We start from the raw sequence: 15,895 nt of genomic DNA on the forward strand, positions 1-15,895 counted from the left end.
CCCGCACCACACCCAAAGATCCGTACCTGATCCGCACCTGTGCGCAGGGGCGGGCGGATGTCACCGCCCGCCCCGGCACCTCGAAAGGATGACCCGCAGTCATGAACGCACCCCAGCATGCGGCTCCCGAGACCGGGCCGGCCGACGAGGCGCTCGCCGCCGCGTCCGGATGCCCCGTCGACCACACCGCGGCCGCCGCGGCCAGTACCCGCCCGTCCATACCCGCCGAGGCGCTGCCGGGGCCCAAGGTATCCGCGCTGCGTCAGATCCTCTCGTACTGGAAGAGCCCCTCGGACTTCGTGGAGAGCTGCCGGGACCAGTACGGGGACCGGTTCGCGCTGCGCATCCGGGTCCCTCCCCGTCCGCTCTACGTGCTCTCCGCGCCCGATGACATCAAGCAGATGTTCCTCGCTCCGGCCGACGTGCTGCACACCGGAACCGGCTCCGCCACCATCGAGAAGTTCACCGGCCAGTCCGGGCTGGCCTGGCTGGACGAGGACGCCCACAAGATCCGCCGCAAGCTGCTGATGCCGAGCTTCCACGGCAAGGCGCTGCACCGCATCGAGGACTCCGTCAACCGCATGGCCGTGGAGGAGGTGGCGAACTGGCCGCGGAACAAGGCCATGTCGCTGCACCCGCTGGTGCACCGTTTCACCCTGAACGTGATCCGTGAGGTCATCTTCGGGCGCGTGGTGCCCGCTCAGTGGGACGAGCTCCTCGAAGTCCTCATCGGGATGATGAAGTTCAACAACAGCATGGCCTCGGCCATGATGATCCACAAGATGTCGCCCGCGGCGGTGCGCGTGCTGCGCATGATCCGGCCTCTGGGGCTGGACGAGTTCCTGATCCTGCGCGAGCGCGCCAACGCCCTCATCGCGGGTGCGGTGGCGGACCGCCGGGCTGCCGGGGACCTCGACAACGACATGCTCTCGGTACTCCTCGGCATCACGCACGAGGACGGCACTCCCCTGTCCCAGACGGAGCTGCGCGACGAGATGATGACCATCTTCCTCGCCGGCACCGAGACGACCGCCGCCGCCATCTCCTGGGCCTTCGAGTTCCTCAGCCGCGAGCCGGAGGCGCTGGAGCGGCTGGTCGCGGAGATCGACGCGGGCACGGAGGACGCGTACCTGACCGCCACCGTCCAGGAGGTGCTCCGGGTACGGCCCTCGATCCCGCAGATCATCCCCCGTACCGTCGTCAAGCCCATCGAGATCGGCGGGGTCCGCTTCGAGCCGGGCATGGTCCTGTGGGCGAGCGCGTACCTCATGAACCGCGACCCCCAGCTCTACCCCGAGCCCGACCGGTTCCGGCCGGAGCGCTTCCTCGGGAGCAAGCCGGGTGTCTACACCTGGATCCCGTTCGGCGGCGGCCGGATCCGCTGCCTCGGCGACAAGATCGCCCTGCTGGAGATGAAGACCGTCCTGCGGGAGGTGCTGAGCCACTGCGAACTCCACCGGATCGACCCCGCGCCGGAGGCGACGAAGAGCCGCAGCGTCTCCACCCTCCCCGCGAAGGGCGCGTTCCTGGAGCTGCGCGCCCGTACCCCCCGGACGAGCCGCGCCGGAGACTGAGCCACCGGGCGGCGGGCAGCGACACGCTCCCGCCGCCCGCCCGACGAAGTACCGCGGTGCCGGTCCGGCCTCGTCGCCGGACGGCGCTGCGCGGCGCCGAGGGCCCTCCGCGCGTCGCAGGACGTCAGCCGCCGTTCAGTGCGTCGGCGACCGCGTGCGCGAACGCGTCGGGGTTGTCGAACATGATGTTGTGGCCGCAGTCGGGGATCTCCCGAACGGTCACACCCGAGGCCCGCAGTCCTGCCGCGTCGACGGGCTCGCCGTCGGCCGCCGGGTGGAGGAAGGTGCGGGGGACGGACAGACCCGCCAGATGCTCGCGCAGGGCGGGGGCGGTTCCCCGGGCCCGGTGGACCGTGGTGCGGTACAGGGCCTCGCGTCCCGCGAGGCGCATCGTGGACCACCAGAACGAACCGACCCGCTCCTCGGTCATCCGCCACCCGTCGGCCAGGAACTCCTCCTCCGTGTAGGCCGTGATTCCGCTGCTGCCGGGAGCGGGGACCGGAGGCGCGGGGTCCAGGACGGAGTCCACGAGGACCAGGTTCGCGACCAGCCGCGGGTGCCGGGCGGCGAGCAGGATCGCCACCGCCCCGCCCAGGCTGTGCGCGACGACTTCGACGCCCGTCACTTCGGCGGCCTCAAGTGCCGCCGCCACGGCGTCCGCGTGCGACTCCAGCGTGTAGGTGAAGTCCGTGGGGCGGTCGCTGATGCCGAAGCCGATCAGGTCGAGCAGCAGTGACCGGCGGCCGGTCAGCAGAGGGTGCGCGGCGGCGGCGGCCCAGTACACCGGCGAGGTGGCACCGAGTCCGTGCAGGTAGAGCCGGGTGGGCTCGGCGCCGGGGATCTCCACCCACCGGATCTGGTCGCCGTTCGGGGTCACGGGGGCATGGCGCATGGCCGACTCCTTGCTCGTGGGGTGGGGTGACACGCGACGATACCTCGGCATCGAGGTATAGCGGTACCGATATACCTCGCGACATCGAGGTGATCTGACAGCATGGCCCCATGCTCAAACTCGCGATTCTCGGGTTCCTTCGGGACCGGCCGATGCACGGCTACGAACTGCGCCGGCACCTGGCCGCGCTGACCGGCCACATCCGCCCGCTCAGCGACGGCACCCTCTATCCGGCGATCAAGCGCCTCGAAGCCGACGGCCTGCTCGTCCGCGAGACGGAGCCCGGATCGACAGCCGCCCCCCGGCACACCCTGCACCTCACCGCGGCCGGGCGGACGGCGCTGCTCGAACGCCTGCGCACGCCCGAGCAGCTGGACATCAGCGACGAGAACCGCTGGTTCACCGTGCTGGCCTTCCTCCGCCACCTCGACGACCCCGCCGAGCAGGCCGCCGTACTCCGCCGCCGGCTCGCCTTCCTCGACGAGCCCGCCAGCTTCTTCTACGACGACGCCCGGCCGCTCGGCGCCGAGGAGATCACCGACCCGTTCCGCAGCGGCATCCTGCTGATCGCCCGGGCGACGTCGCAGGCCGAACTCGCCTGGCTGCACGACATGATCGCCGCCCTGGACGACCAGCCCCACCCGCCGGCGGCGTAACCCCCTCCCCGCGCCGGGGCGCGTCCACGCCCCGGTGACTTTCCCCCGCGCCAGGTTTTGAAGCGATCGATTCAGAACATGCTACGGTTCCGTTCGGTCCCGATCGGAACCTCGGGGGAGGCCCCGATCGACGCACACGGAACCACCGTCGGTCACGGGGACTTCACGGCGCAGGCCCGGCAGGCCCTGACCAACGTGTCCACCGTCCTGAAGAACGCGGACTCCGGCCTCGACAAGGCGGTCAAGCTCACGGCCTTCGTCACGGACATCGATCACCAGCACGCTTTCGCGGCCCTCCGCGCGGAGCACTACGCCCCACCCTTCCCCGCGGAGAGCTTCATACAGGTCGCCGCGCTAGCGGACCCCGACTGGCTCGTCGAGATCGAGGCGATCGGTGCCGTCGCGAGCGACTGAGCGACCAGCCCTGCGGTCTGACCGCGGTCGTGGCCGGATGGGTCGAGGCAACGGGGAGCGGCCGCCCTGGACCTCCCTGGGGGCCCTCGGCGGCGGATGGACTCGCCGCCGCCGAGGGACCGTCACGCGTCCGGCGCTAGAACGTCGTTGGCGCGTAGACCTCGAACTCGTACAGCGAGAAGCCGTACTGCGTCGCCCGCGCTGTTCCCTGCATGCGGACGTAGCGGCCCGAGCCGGACAGCCCGGTCAGGTCGTCGGTGCCGCCGTCACCCGTGGTCGTGGTGTAGACCGTCGTCCACACTGTGGCGTCGTTCGACGTCTGGATCCTGTAGCCCGAGCCGTACGCGTACTCCCAGAGCAGCTTGACGCCCCCGATCTGACGGACCGTTCCGAGATCGACGGTGATCCACTCGTTGTCGGTGTAGCCGCTGGACCAGCGGGAGAAGTAGTCACCGTCCACGGCATTCACACCGGGCAGGTTCACCGTCTCGGTGCTGGAGACCGTCACCGGCTTGTTCGCGGCGAGGTTCCCGGCCTGGACCGACGTCGTCCAGGCGGGGTTGCGGCCGATCGCGTTGATCACCGTCACGAAGTTCGTCCATGGCGTCACCAGCTTCGGTGAGCCCCACGTCTGCTGGGCCAGCATCCGCAGCCCCTGCTTGATGTCGGAAGCGATGCGCTCCTCGGTCGCGACCCCGGGGTTGTCGCACCACACGTGGATCTTCGATCCGAGGTTCTTCACCTTCGACGCGCTGGTGATGGTCTGGCCGCCCTCGAACAGGTCGGGGTTCCACGTGTCGTAGCCCCACTGGCTGGACGGGCCACTCGGGCCGCCGGGGTAGAGCACGTAGTACGTGGGGCTCCAGCTCTCGTTGGAGATCAGGTGCCCGGCGTCGATGTGCGCCTGCGGCGACTTGCCGTGGTTGTACCAGAACTCCACGATGACATTCGGGTTGACGGTCACCGCGACGCCACCGCCGATGCCGTCGTTCCAGGCGCGGGCCGTCTTGCCGGCCGCGCGGACGATCCCGTTGGCCCAGTTGATGAAGCCGAGGTAGGCGTCCTTGCCGATGGCGTTGGCGCCATAGGTGGCCTTGGCGTACTGCTCCAGCTGCGGGTGGGCGCTGTAGGAGATGCTGTACTCGTCCGCGCCGATATGGAAGTACGGGCCGGGGAACAACGGCAGATACTCGTCGTACAGGTCCTTGATCAGCGCATACGCCGCGGGCTTGGACAGGTCGATGTACTGGTTCTGCACCACGCCGGTACTGGAGACCAGCTTCAGCTCCGGGTGGGCGGCCAGAATCGGAGCCATGTGGCCCGGCGCGTCGATCTCCGGCACGATCGTGATCTTGTACTTCGCCGCGAGCGCGACGAGGTCCCGCACCTCCTGCTTCGTCAGATGCTCCGCCGACACGACCTCAGGGTGCGAGCCGCTCTCGATCCGGAAGCCCTCGTTGTCCGAAAGATGCAGGTGGAAGTAGTTCATCTTCAAGTAGGCCAGTTCCTTCACGTGATCCCGCAGCCAGCCAGGGGTGAAGTACTTGCGCCCGTTGTCCACCATCAGACCGCGCTCCGGCTTGAGCGACCAGTCCCGCGCCGTACCCCGCGGGATCGACGATCCCTGCTTGAGCAGTTGAAGCACGGTCCGGGTGCCGTAGAACGCACCCCGATCATCACGAGCGGTGATCGTGATCCTGTCGGTGACGGAGAGCGTGTAACCCTCGTCGCCGATCTTGGTGTCGGTCGAGCCGAGCGACAGGAAGATGTCGCCCGCCTGCAGGTCGGCGGTGGTACCGGTCGACCGGGCGACGGTACGGCCGGCGAGCGCCCGCAGGTCATCGGCGAACACCTCACTCGTCGACGACAGGGCCGACGCGTGCGCGGTCGACGACACGATCCGCGTGGCGTCGGTGAACGTGAACGAGCCGGTGCCACCGGTCCACTCTTGCAGGGCCGGGATGGTCAGGGGCTTCGGATTCGCCGCCTGCCTCGCGGCCACCGGGCTGGCCGAAACCGAAACGGTGGCAACCAGACAGACGACCACGGCAAGCACGCCGCTGGACAACAATCGCAGGAGTCTCATCGGAACCTCGATGGGAGTAGGGACAGGACCCGTCTCAAGTAGATGACAGGTCCGGACCAATGGTCTAAACCACTTGACCAGTGGAGCGCCTTGTCGCGCCCATGTCAAGGGCGCGACGGCGGCCACGGGACCGGTGAGGAGACGGGCCCCACCGGCGCGGTCGTCGCCGGTGAGCGCGCGCACGGCGAGGGCGGCGCCGGCGTCCTCGTGGAGAGGGCTTCAGCCCTCGCCCGGCGGGAGCGTCAGGGCAAGCCGTTCCAACAGCCGTGCGTGGTCCGCCTGTTCATTCCCGTCGAGCCCCGCGAGGAGTCGGCGCCGGTTGTCCAGGTGGACGACGATGAGCTCGTCGGCCAGCGCGACGCCCTCGGCGGTGAGGGTGACGAGACGCCCCCGCGAATCGGCTTCGGCGACGGTCCTGGCGACCGGACCACGACCTTCCAGCCGGTCGACCCGCTTGGTGATCCCGCGGTGGTGACCAGGACGGTACGACTGAGTTCGCCCGCGGACAGCACGTAGGGCCCGCCGGCCCGCCGCAGCGCGGCGATCCTGCTGTACGCCGAGCGGTCGCTGCCCGCACACGCGGTCGTCCCCTCCGAGGCCGGCCCCCGGACCCCACGGGCCGACCCTCCCCCGGCCCTCCGCGCTCTCGGCTCCGACGCGCCGGGGTAGGTTCGTGGGACGTGCAGCGGGGTCGCCGACCGCCCCGGCCGATCACCCGCAGGAGCGCCAGGTGCACAGCCTCACCCACGACGACATCAAGACCGCCGCCGACCGCATCGACGGTCACGTCCGGCCCGTCGCCCTCGCCGGGCCCACGGACCCCGGCGGGATCCATCTCGCGCTGGAGCACATGCAGCACACCGGCTCCTTCAAGGCCCGCGGCGCCCAGAACTTCCTCCTGGCCCACCGCGAGGCCGGCACCCTCCCCGCCGCCGGGGTCACGATCGCCTCGGGCGGGAACGCCGGTCTCGCCTGCGCCTGGGCCGCCGGCCGGCAGGGCGTCCCCGCCACCGTCTTCCTGCCGGCCACCGCGCCCCGCGTCAAGGTCGCCAGGCTCCGCGGGTACGGCGCGGACGTCCGCCTGGTCGGCAACGAGTACGCGGAGGCCCTCGCCGCCTGCGAGGAGTTCGCCCGGTCGACCGGAGCGCTCGCCTCGCACGCGTACGACCATCCGCTGATCGCCGCCGGAGCCGGCACGCTGCTCGACGAGATCCGACTGCGGGTGCCCGGTCTCGACACCGTCGTCGTCGCGGTGGGCGGCGGCGGTCTCTTCGCCGGGGTCGCGACGGCGGCCCGGCACCACGGCATCCGTACCGTCGCCGTCGAGCCCGAGAACTGCCGCGCCCTCGACGCCGCCCTCCGGGCCGGCCACCCGGTCGACGTCACGGTCGACTCCGTCGCCGCGGACTCCCTCGGCGCCCGCCGCGTCTCCGCCACCGCGCTGCACGCCGCCCAGCAGGACGGCGTCCGCTCCGTCCTCGTCCCCGACGCCGCGATCGTCCGTGCCCGTCAGGCGCTCTGGGACGACCGGCGGCTCGCCGTCGAACACGCGGCCGCCACCGCCCTGGCCGCCCTGACCCACCCCGAACAGGACGTTCCCGGGCAGGAAGCTCCCGCTGCCGGATACCGGCCCGCGCCCGGCGAGACGGTCTGCGTGATCCTCTGCGGCGCCAACACCGACCCCACGGACCTCGTCACCCCCTAGAGGGGGGCGGAGCCGGAGCGGGAGCGGCGGGCACTCGCGGACGCGTCGCCGACGGTGGCACACTGGCCCGTCGATCCGCCGAAGGAGCACTCCGTGTCCATGATCCAGCGCCTGCGCAGAGCCGTCCGTCTGACGTACCGGCGTGCCGTGGACCTCAGCCACCCCGCCCGATCCCCGCTGGGCAGCGCGGTGGTCAACTGCGTGGTCTACATCGACGGCGTACGGTGCAACGGGCGCGGTTCGGCCGAGGAGGCACTGCGCCAGGTCCGCAAGGCCGTCGACGGCTTCGTCTGGATCGGCCTGCACGAGCCGGACGAGAAGGAGTTCACGGGGCTCGCCGATCTCTTCGGGCTCCACCCGCTGGCGGTCGAGGACGCCGTCAACGCCCATCAGCGGCCCAAGGTGGAGCAGTACGACGGGGTGCTGTTCGCCGTCTTCAAGACGGTCCGCTACGTCGAGCACGAGGAGCTCACCGCCACCAGCGAGGTCGTCGACACGGGCGAGCTGATGGCCTTCGTCGGGCCCGACTTCGTCATCACGATCCGGCACGGCGGCCACGGTTCCCTCGGCCCGCTGCGCGAGGCCCTGGAGGACCTGCCCGAGCAGCTGTCCAAGGGACCCTCCGCCGTGCTGCACGCGATGGCGGACCACGTCGTGGACGACTACCTCGCCGTGGCCGACGCCGTCCAGGACGACCTGGACGCGATCGAGAGCGCGGTCTTCTCCGAGCAGGCGGACCGGCGCGACGCGGGGCGGATCTACCAGCTCAAGCGGGAACTCCTCGAACTCAAGAGGGCCGTGACGCCGCTGGGCCGGCCGCTCCAGCACCTCGCCACCCAGCCGATGCCGCTGATCGACCCGGACATAAGGGCGTACTTCCGCGACGTGGCCGACCACCTCTCCCGGGTCACCGAGCAGGTCGGCTCCTTCGACGCCCTGCTCGACTCGATCCTCCAGGCCCATCTCGCGCAGGTGACGGTCGCCCAGAACGAGGACATGCGCAAGATCACCGCCTGGGCCGCGATCGTCGCCGTTCCCACCATGGTCTGCGGCGTGTACGGCATGAACTTCGAGCACATGCCCGAACTGCGCTGGACCTACGGCTACCCCGCGGTCCTCGGCGTCATGGTCACGGCCTGCTTCGTCATCCACCGGGGCTTCCGCCGCAACGGCTGGCTCTGACCCCCGCGGGCGCGGTGTCGCGGGGCGCGGTGATCACGCTGCCCGGGAAAGGTGATCACGGCCGTGCGGCGCCTGGCACGATGCTCGTGTGACCGACCGAGACCCCGCCACCCAGGACCTCTCCTCCGAGGACCTCTCCTCCTCGGGCCTCTGCTCCTTGATGGAGGACCCCGCCCGGGTCCTCCGCCACGACCGGGCCGCGCTCCGTGCCCGGCTGGCCGCCCTGCCCGGCGATGCCGGCGGCGTGGGCCGTGAGGTGTTCACCCAGGCCGAGGCCGTGTTCGGGGGCGCCCGGGTGTCCTCCGCCGAGTTCGCCTCGTGGCTGCACTTCGCCGCGACCGTCCTCGGGCACCACGCCTACGCGGAGCGGGTGGCCGCCGCCGAACCGGGGCTGCCGTGGCGGACGGTGTGGGCGTGGTGGCGGCCGGTCGGAGCGTACGAGGCGGAGCCCAACCTGAGCGGCGACCGATCGGCCGTGGTGTACGAGGCCGAGGGCCGGCAGCTGGTGAAGGTGTGGGCGCTGTGGTGCGAGGGCGCCTGGTTCGAGCTGGCCACCGGCCGGCCGTGCGCCGCCCCGGACGAGGAAGCGGCCGAACTCCTCGACGACGTGGAGCCGGACGGACCCCGGCTCTTCGACGGGGACGAGGACGCGTGGCCGCTGCACGCCCCGGAGTCCTGGGAGGAACCTCTCGTGGTGGACGGCGGACGGTACCTCTTCCTCGACGCGCGCGGGGTGGTGCTCGTCGAGGAGAACGAGAAGGCGTCGACCGACCGGACGGGAGGCGAGACCGACCCGGTGCGATGGACGGCGCCGGGCGGCGAGCCGTGGTTCCTGCCCCGGAACGACGGTGGCGGCGAGGGCGGTGCGGCCACGCGTGCGCGGAACGGTGCCGGGCCGCTCACCGCGGGCCGGCTTGAGCGGGTGTTCGGGCCCTCCTGGATCGTGCGGGTCCCGGAGGCGGACCTCCCCGGGGTCCTCACGCATGTGCCGACCAGGGCGCTCCTCGTCGGCATCGGCCTGCCCCGCCACTGGGGGGCCGGCATCACCTCGTTCGCGGTGGCGGGGGCCGAGGAGCTGCTGCGGCCCGGCGCCGACGGTCTGCTGCGGATCGGCGCCTTCGACCTCGGCTACTGCGATCCAGGGGAGGTCTTCGTCCACCCGGTCACCGGCGCGGTCTCCCTGCGGCAGCCGGACGGCAGCCACGGGCCGGGCGGGGACAGCCCCTTCCCCCTCGTCCGCGATCTGGAGGCCTTCGTCCGGTTCCTGGAGGGTGTACGCCGCCACATGGGCGCCTGCTGGGACCCGTACCCGGGCGAGGGCGGACCGGAGGAGTTCCTGCGGGCGATGGCCGCCGTGGACGCCGGGGCGCTGGCCGAGGGGGCGCCGGGATCGCAGGTCTGGGAGCACCTCTTCGCCTCGATCACCGAGCTCGGCGTCGAGGGCTACTGAGACGGCTGTCGAGCGGGGGCCCCGGGTACGAGCGGGGGCCCTGGGTACAGTCGAGAACCGGACATACCGACCGCGGGGGGCGAAGGAGGCCGAGCGGCCATGGCGGTGGACGAACTCGACACCCGCGTCCTGCGGCTCCTCATCGAACAGCCGCGGACCAGCGTGCGCGAGTACGCGCGGATCCTCGGGGTGGCCCGGGGCACCGTGCAGGCGAGGATCGACCGGCTGGAACGCGAGGGTGTGATCACGGCGACCGGTCCCGTCCTCTCCCCCGCCGCCCTGGGGCATCCGGTGCTCGCCTTCGTGCACGTCGAGGTGGAGCAGGGCCATCTCGACGAGGTCGGCGACGCGCTCGCGGGCGTGCCGGAGATCGTCGAGGCCTTCTCGATCACCGGCGGCGGGGATCTGCTGACGCGGGTGGTGGCCCGCGACGCCGGCCATCTGGAGGACATCATCCAGCGGCTGATCCAGGTGCCCGGGGTGGTCCGCACCCGGACCGAGATCGCGCTGCGCGAGCGGGTGGCGCACCGGCTGCTGCCGCTGGTCGAGGCCGTCGGGCGCCGGTCGGGCGGCTCGTGAGGGGAGCGCCGGGCTTCGGCGATTCCTCCAACGAGGCTGGCGGATGCGCCGAGATCACCCTTGATCCATTGCATCTGAGAGTCTGAACGACCTACCGTGGCACGCATGCAGTCCTACACCATCGGGCAGGCGGCGCGCCTGCTCGGCGTCAGCCCCGACACGGCCCGCCGATGGGCCGACGCCGGCCGGGTCGCGACCCATCGCGACGACGGCGGCCGGCGGCTCATCGACGGCCGCGCTCTCGCCGCCTTCTCCGTCGAGATCGCGCAGAACGCCCCGGGCGACGAGGACGACGCGTACACCTCGGCGCGCAACGCGTTCCCCGGGATCGTGACCGCGATCAAGCTCGGCGATGTCGCCGCGCAGGTCGAGATCCAGGCGGGCCCGCACCGGCTGGTCTCGCTCCTGACCCGCGAGGCGGTCGAGGAGCTGGGGCTGGAGGTCGGCATGCGGGCGACGGCTCGTGTGAAGTCGACCAGCGTGCACATCGACCGCGTCTGATCCGCTGATGCGCTGATCCGCCGGTCCGCCGGTCCGCCGGTCCGCCGGTCCACGGGCGGCGGGGCCGCCCAGGACGCGGAAGAACCTCCGGGACACGGGCTGTTCGACAGCCGTGGCCCCGGAACCCCTCGTGGGGGCTGTCCGCGTCCGGGGGGACGGGCAGCCCCCACCTCGACCCCCGTCAGGGAACACCGATGACACGCCTCCGCGTTCGCCCCGCCGGTCACGGCCCCCGTACCCCGATCGTCCTCGCCGTGCCCGCGCTGCTCGCCGTGGCGTTCCTGGTCCTCCCGCTCGTCGGAGTCCTGACCCGTACCGAGTGGGGCGCCTTCGGCGCGCATCTGACGGACCCCGGCACCGTGCAGGCCCTGAAGCTGTCGTTGGTGGTCTCCTTCTGGGCGCTCGGCCTGTCGCTGCTGCTCGGCGTGCCGCTGGCCTGGCTGCTGGCCCGGGTGCCGTTCCGCGGCAAGGCGCTCGTCCGCTCCCTCGTCCTGCTGCCGATGGTGCTGCCGCCGACCGTCGGCGGTGTGGCGCTGCTGCTCGCGTTCGGCCGACGCGGGCTCCTGGGCCCCTGGCTGGAGTCCACCTTCGGCATCACGCTCCCCTTCCACACCTCGGGGGCGGTCCTGGCCGCGACCTTCGTGGCGATGCCGTTCCTCGTCATCAGCCTGGAGGGCGCGCTCGGCGGACTGCGCCCCCGGTACGAGGAGACGGCCGCCTCGCTCGGCGCCTCGCCGGTCCGGGTCTTCTTCACGGTCACCCTGCCGATGGTCGCCCCCGGGCTGCTCGCGGGCGCCGCGCTGACCTGGGCGCGGGCGCTGGGCGAGTTCGGCGCGACGATCACCTTCGCCGGCAACCTGCCCGGCACCACCCAGACCCTGCCCCTCCATGTCTACCTGCTGCTCCAGGAGGAGCCCGAGGCCGCGACCTCCGTCTCCCTGCTGCTGCTCGCCATCGCGATGGCGGTGCTCGTCGCCCTCCGCGGCCGCTGGACCGGCACGCCGTCGTCGCCCCGGCGGGCCGCCCCCGCCCCGGAGCCCGGCCCCGAGCCGGTCGCGGGCGTCGGGCCGGTCGCCGGCTCCGCGCCCACGCCCGTACCCGGGCCCGGCACGGCCGCCGGGGAGCCGGCCGCCGGGGAGCCGGGCGGCGGGCGCTGGGCCCTGCATGCCGAGGTCGACGGCTTCACCGAACTCGCCCTGGACGCCGACCCCGGCACCACCATCGCCGTCGTCGGCCCGAACGGCGCCGGCAAGACGACCCTGCTCCGGGCCCTCCTCGGCCTCACCCCCCGGGCCCACGCCACCCTCCGGCTCGGCGACGCCGACGTCACCACCCTGCCCCCGCACCGGCGGCAGGTGGCGTGGGTGCCGCAGGACGGGGCGCTGTTCCCGCATCTGTCGGCCCTCTCGAACACCGCGTACGGACTGCGGGCGGGCGGGGTTCCGCGCGCCGAGGCGCGGCGGGCGGCCCAGGCCTGGCTGGACCGGCTGGGCGTGGGGCACCTCGCGCACCGGCGCCCCGCGCAACTGTCCGGCGGCCAGGCCCAGCGGGTCGCGCTGGCGCGCGCGCTGGCCGCCCGGCCCCGGCTCCTCCTCCTCGACGAGCCGCTGGCCGCGCTCGACCAGACGACCCGGGCCCATGTGCGGCACACCCTGCGCACCCATCTCGCCGGGTTCGGCGGTGTCTGCCTGATCGTCACCCACGACCCCGTGGAGGCCGTCTCGCTCGCCGACCGGGTCCTCGTCCTGGAGGACGGGCGCACCCTCCAGGACGCCTCGCCCGCCGAGGTGTCCCGCCATCCCCGGTCGCCGTGGGTCGCCCGGATGCTGGGCAGCAACGCCTGGCCGGGGTCCGCGAACGACGAGGGGCTCGCGCTCGACGGGGGCGGGACCCTCGTCGCCGCCGAGCCGCCGCCGCCCGGCACGCGGGCCCTCGCGATCATCGCGCCCGAGGCGGTGGCCGTGCACCGCGAGAAGCCGGGCGGCAGCCCTCGTAACGTCTGGCCCGGCACCGTACGGGAGGTCACCGCGAGCGGCAGTCGGCTGCGGGTCCTGGTCACCTCCGACCGGGCCCCCGACCTCGTCGCCGAGATCACTCCGCAGGCCGCGGCCGAACTGGGCCTCGCGGACGGGGTGCCGGTCTGGACCGGGGTCAAGGCCACCGAGGTGACCGTCGTGCCGCTGTGACCTCGACCCTCCGAGGACACGGCACGGCACGGCCGGGCGGGAAGTCGCGGAGGCGAGGGCGCGCGCCTCAGCGGGGGGGGGGAGCGTCCGTCTCAGCGGGTGGAGAGCGCGCCTCAGCGGGTGGAGCGACCGTCTCAGCGGGTGGAGAGCGCGCCTCATTGGGTGGTACGGGCCATGAGCACCGCCACGTCGTCCTGCGCCGGACCGACGAGGAGCCGCGCGAGGACCTCGTCGCACAGGGTGTCCAGCGGCCGGTCGATGCCCCTGAGCGCCCGGGCGAGCTGGCTCATGCCCTCGTCGAGGTCCCGGTCCCGGGCCTCGATGAGGCCGTCCGTGTAGAGGACGAGCAGGGCGCCCCGCGGCAGGGTGACCTCCTCTGTACCGAAGTCACGGGCTCCCGTGCCCAGGGGGGTGCCGGGGGGTCCTTCGAGGAAGGTGACGGTCCCGTCCGGGGTGGCGACCGCCGGGGGCGGATGGCCCGCGCGGGCGATGACCCAGCCTCCGGTCGCCGGGTCGTGGACCGCGTACACGCAGGTGGCCATCTCGTCCTCGCCGAGGTCGGCGACGACGGCGTCGAGCGAGCTGAGCATCCGGGCCGGGGCGATGTCGTGGCGCGCCAGGGTCCTCACGGCGGTGCGCAGTTGGCCCATGACGGCCGCCGCGTGGATGCCGTGGCCCATCACGTCCCCGATGACCAGGCCCGTCCTGCCGCCGGGGAGGGCGATGACGTCGAACCAGTCCCCGCCCACGTCGTGGGCGCTCGCGGGCAGGTAACGGCCGGTGAGTTCGAGCCCGGTGACGTCGGGCAGCGCGCTGTTGGTGAGGCTGCGCTGGAGGGTGATGGCGGCTTCCCGCTGCGTCGTGTAGAGGCGGGCGTTGTCGATGTTGAGGGCGGCCCGGGCCACGACCTCGTCGATCAGGACACAGTCCTGCGCGTCGAAGCGCTCGCGGGTCCGCAACCGGGTCACCGTGACCGCGCCGAGCACCTTGCCCCGGGCCACCAGCGGGACGAGCCGCGCCGAGCCGATGCGGGTGGCGAAGTAGGAGCGGAGCGCCTCCGTGCGCGGGTCGGTGAAGAGCGCCGGCAGGTCGGAGATGTAGAGGTCCGTGGGTCTCCCCCGGTCGACGACCTGCTCGTACACGGAGTCCAGTGGGAGCTGGAAGGTCTGGCCGGGGGCGAGGAGGGCCGTGGGGGCGGTCGGGTCGGGGAAGCCGGCCGCGAGCCGCCGGAGCACTCCGCGCGTGGAGGCGGCCGGGTCGTCCGGTTCGAGGACCGCTTCCAGCATCTGTACGTCGGCGGAGTCGGCGAGCTGCGGGACGAGGAAGTCGACCACCTCCTCCGCAGTCTGCTTCAGGTCGAGGGTGGTGCCGATCCGGGCGCCGGCCTCGGCGAGCAGGGCGAAGCGGTGCCGGGCGCGCTCGACCTCGATGTGCGCCTCCTGGCTCTCGGTGATGTCCACGAGGGAGGCGATGAGCCCCAGCGGCTGTTCGGTCCGGTCGCTGAGGGGCGCGTACGAGCAGGACCAGATGTGGTCGCGGTCGGGGTCGGCGGGCGTACGGCCCACCCGGCGGGCGTCGACGACGGCGGTCCCGCTCTCCAGGACCTGGCGCATCAGGTCTTCGAGGGCGGTGGCGTTGACGCCGGGCACCACCTCGGTGAGGCGCCGGCCGACGTGGGCGGCGGACGGGACGCCGTTCATCCGGGCCAGGGCGTCGTTGACACGGAGGAAGCGCAGGTCGGGACCGAGGAGGGCGAGGCCGATGGGCGACTGCGTGAAGAGGCTCTCCATCGCCGCGAGGTTCTCCCGCATGCGCAGGACCTCGGAGGTCTCCACGGCGATGAGCATCGCCCCCGGCCGGCCGGCCGGGTCGGCGGCCGGCACGATCCACATCTCCATGGCGACCGAGTGGCCGTCCCGGTGGCGGACGGGGAGCGTACCGACCATGGTCTCGCCGTTCTGGACGCGGCGGGTGAGCCGGTCGGCGAGCTCGCGGTTGGCGTCGGGGACGAGGAGCGGGGTCGCGAGGCGGCCGAGCGCGTGCTCGGGCCGGTGGCCCAGCAGGTCCTGGGCGGCGAGGGACCACTCGACGATGCGGCCCTCGGCGTCCTCCCGCCAGAGGGCGATGGGCAGCAGCTCGCGGAGCACGCCCGCGTCACCGACGGCCGCCCGGGGCGGCTGCGGAACCTTGCTAGACGACTGGTGAGTCTCCAACGCATCGACCTACGTATCGGCCTGGCCCCAGAGGGCTCAATCCCTACCGAATCACCCTAGCCGAGTAGGTGTCCGCGGGCGCTGCGCAGTGCGTCCGTTCGATTCCGGGCCGAGACGTCGGCCGATCGGGCAGCGGCACCGTGAGCAACATCCGGGGGCCCCGGAGGCCGCCGCCGGGCTGGGGACACCCGGGGGTCGCCGCCGTGTACGCCGGAGACACCCGGAGGGCGCCCGCCATGCCGGGGACACCCGGGTGGCACCGCCGCGCCGGGGACACCCGGGGGCGCCGCCGGCCGGGCTGGGGACACCCGGGGGGCGCCGCCGGCCGGGCTGGGGACACCCGGCGGGACCACCACGTAACGCCAGGGGACACGCGGCCCGGCCGCCGCGCGGTTCGCCGCCCTGCCACCGACGGTTCCGTAGTTCTACGGATGTGCGGGCGGCGGCGGTCTGCGAG

The 15,895-nt window shown here is 72.7% G+C and carries 13 protein-coding genes; 9 read left to right on the forward strand and 4 right to left on the reverse strand.

The window, feature by feature from the left end:
- The first annotated feature begins 101 nt into the window (after positions 1-101).
- Positions 102-1,574 carry a cytochrome P450 gene (locus tag OG361_RS04785; protein ID WP_405852004.1) on the forward strand — a complete coding sequence of 491 codons (1,473 nt, stop codon included), beginning with the start codon at positions 102-104 and terminating at the stop codon, positions 1,572-1,574.
- Between the two features lie 124 nt (positions 1,575-1,698).
- Here the strand turns inward: OG361_RS04785 and OG361_RS04790 are convergent, their stop codons facing one another.
- Positions 1,699-2,466: an alpha/beta fold hydrolase gene (locus tag OG361_RS04790; protein WP_405852005.1), complete on the reverse strand. Its 768-nt coding sequence runs from the start codon at positions 2,464-2,466 to the stop codon at positions 1,699-1,701.
- A 110-nt stretch (positions 2,467-2,576) separates the two neighbouring features.
- Here OG361_RS04790 and OG361_RS04795 point away from each other — a divergent pair, with 110 nt between their 5' ends.
- Both OG361_RS04795 and OG361_RS04800 read left to right on the forward strand, forming a co-directional pair.
- Positions 2,577-3,122: a PadR family transcriptional regulator gene (locus OG361_RS04795; protein ID WP_405852006.1), complete on the forward strand. Its 546-nt coding sequence runs from the start codon at positions 2,577-2,579 to the stop codon at positions 3,120-3,122.
- A 78-nt stretch (positions 3,123-3,200) separates the two neighbouring features.
- Positions 3,201-3,536, forward strand: a complete 336-nt coding sequence (locus tag OG361_RS04800) for a RidA family protein (RefSeq protein ID WP_405852007.1) — start codon at positions 3,201-3,203, stop codon at positions 3,534-3,536.
- Positions 3,537-3,672: 136 nt separating this feature from the next.
- On the opposite strand, the gene OG361_RS04805 is transcribed toward OG361_RS04800, so the two are convergent.
- Positions 3,673-5,805: a family 20 glycosylhydrolase gene (locus tag OG361_RS04805; protein ID WP_405852008.1), complete on the reverse strand. Its 2,133-nt coding sequence runs from the start codon at positions 5,803-5,805 to the stop codon at positions 3,673-3,675.
- A 36-nt stretch (positions 5,806-5,841) separates the two neighbouring features.
- The gene (locus OG361_RS04810; RefSeq protein WP_405852009.1) at positions 5,842-6,201 is read right to left on the reverse strand and encodes a MarR family winged helix-turn-helix transcriptional regulator; all 360 of its coding nucleotides are present in this window, start codon (positions 6,199-6,201) and stop codon (positions 5,842-5,844) included.
- A 151-nt stretch (positions 6,202-6,352) separates the two neighbouring features.
- On the opposite strand from OG361_RS04810, the gene OG361_RS04815 reads away from it, so the two are divergent.
- The 6 genes from OG361_RS04815 (at position 6,353) to OG361_RS04840 (ending at position 13,225) form a co-directional block, all read left to right on the forward strand.
- Entirely contained in the window at positions 6,353-7,327 is a 975-nt protein-coding gene (locus OG361_RS04815) for a threonine/serine dehydratase (RefSeq protein WP_405852010.1), read from the forward strand.
- 99 nt (positions 7,328-7,426) lie between these two features.
- Positions 7,427-8,509 (forward strand): magnesium/cobalt transporter CorA, encoded by a 1,083-nt coding sequence (gene corA / locus OG361_RS04820; protein ID WP_405862079.1) that lies wholly within the window; start codon positions 7,427-7,429, stop codon positions 8,507-8,509.
- An 88-nt stretch (positions 8,510-8,597) separates the two neighbouring features.
- Positions 8,598-9,959, forward strand: coding sequence for an SUKH-4 family immunity protein (locus OG361_RS04825; RefSeq protein ID WP_405852011.1), 1,362 nt, complete (start codon positions 8,598-8,600; stop codon positions 9,957-9,959).
- A 99-nt stretch (positions 9,960-10,058) separates the two neighbouring features.
- On the forward strand, positions 10,059-10,538 hold the full coding sequence (locus OG361_RS04830; RefSeq protein WP_405852012.1) for an Lrp/AsnC family transcriptional regulator: 480 nt from the start codon (positions 10,059-10,061) through the stop codon (positions 10,536-10,538).
- A 105-nt stretch (positions 10,539-10,643) separates the two neighbouring features.
- A complete protein-coding gene (locus tag OG361_RS04835) occupies positions 10,644-11,039 on the forward strand; it encodes a molybdopterin-binding protein (RefSeq protein ID WP_405852013.1) in 396 nt (131 codons plus the stop codon).
- 194 nt (positions 11,040-11,233) lie between these two features.
- A complete protein-coding gene (locus OG361_RS04840) occupies positions 11,234-13,225 on the forward strand; it encodes an ABC transporter permease (protein WP_405852014.1) in 1,992 nt (663 codons plus the stop codon).
- A gap of 155 nt (positions 13,226-13,380) precedes the next feature.
- Here OG361_RS04840 and OG361_RS04845 read toward each other — a convergent pair whose 3' ends face one another.
- Positions 13,381-15,438: a SpoIIE family protein phosphatase gene (locus OG361_RS04845; RefSeq protein WP_405852015.1), complete on the reverse strand. Its 2,058-nt coding sequence runs from the start codon at positions 15,436-15,438 to the stop codon at positions 13,381-13,383.
- Positions 15,439-15,895 lie beyond the last annotated feature (457 nt).

Origin of the sequence: Streptomyces sp. NBC_00090 (genome assembly GCF_045160815.1) — a bacterium.
Classification (GTDB): domain Bacteria; phylum Actinomycetota; class Actinomycetes; order Streptomycetales; family Streptomycetaceae; genus Streptomyces.

What these genes read in the sequence shown, in the direction of transcription:
- OG361_RS04785 (WP_405852004.1), top strand. Translation starts at nt 102, where the DNA reads ATGAACGCACCCCAGCATGCGGCTCCCGAGACCGGGCCGGCCGACGAG.
- OG361_RS04835 (WP_405852013.1), top strand. Translation starts at nt 10,644, where the DNA reads ATGCAGTCCTACACCATCGGGCAGGCGGCGCGCCTGCTCGGCGTCAGC.
- OG361_RS04800 (WP_405852007.1), top strand. Translation starts at nt 3,201, where the DNA reads ATGCTACGGTTCCGTTCGGTCCCGATCGGAACCTCGGGGGAGGCCCCG.
- OG361_RS04790 (WP_405852005.1), bottom strand. Translation starts at nt 2,466, where the DNA reads ATGCGCCATGCCCCCGTGACCCCGAACGGCGACCAGATCCGGTGGGTG.
- OG361_RS04840 (WP_405852014.1), top strand. Translation starts at nt 11,234, where the DNA reads ATGACACGCCTCCGCGTTCGCCCCGCCGGTCACGGCCCCCGTACCCCG.
- corA (WP_405862079.1), top strand. Translation starts at nt 7,427, where the DNA reads ATGATCCAGCGCCTGCGCAGAGCCGTCCGTCTGACGTACCGGCGTGCC.
- OG361_RS04795 (WP_405852006.1), top strand. Translation starts at nt 2,577, where the DNA reads ATGCTCAAACTCGCGATTCTCGGGTTCCTTCGGGACCGGCCGATGCAC.
- OG361_RS04830 (WP_405852012.1), top strand. Translation starts at nt 10,059, where the DNA reads ATGGCGGTGGACGAACTCGACACCCGCGTCCTGCGGCTCCTCATCGAA.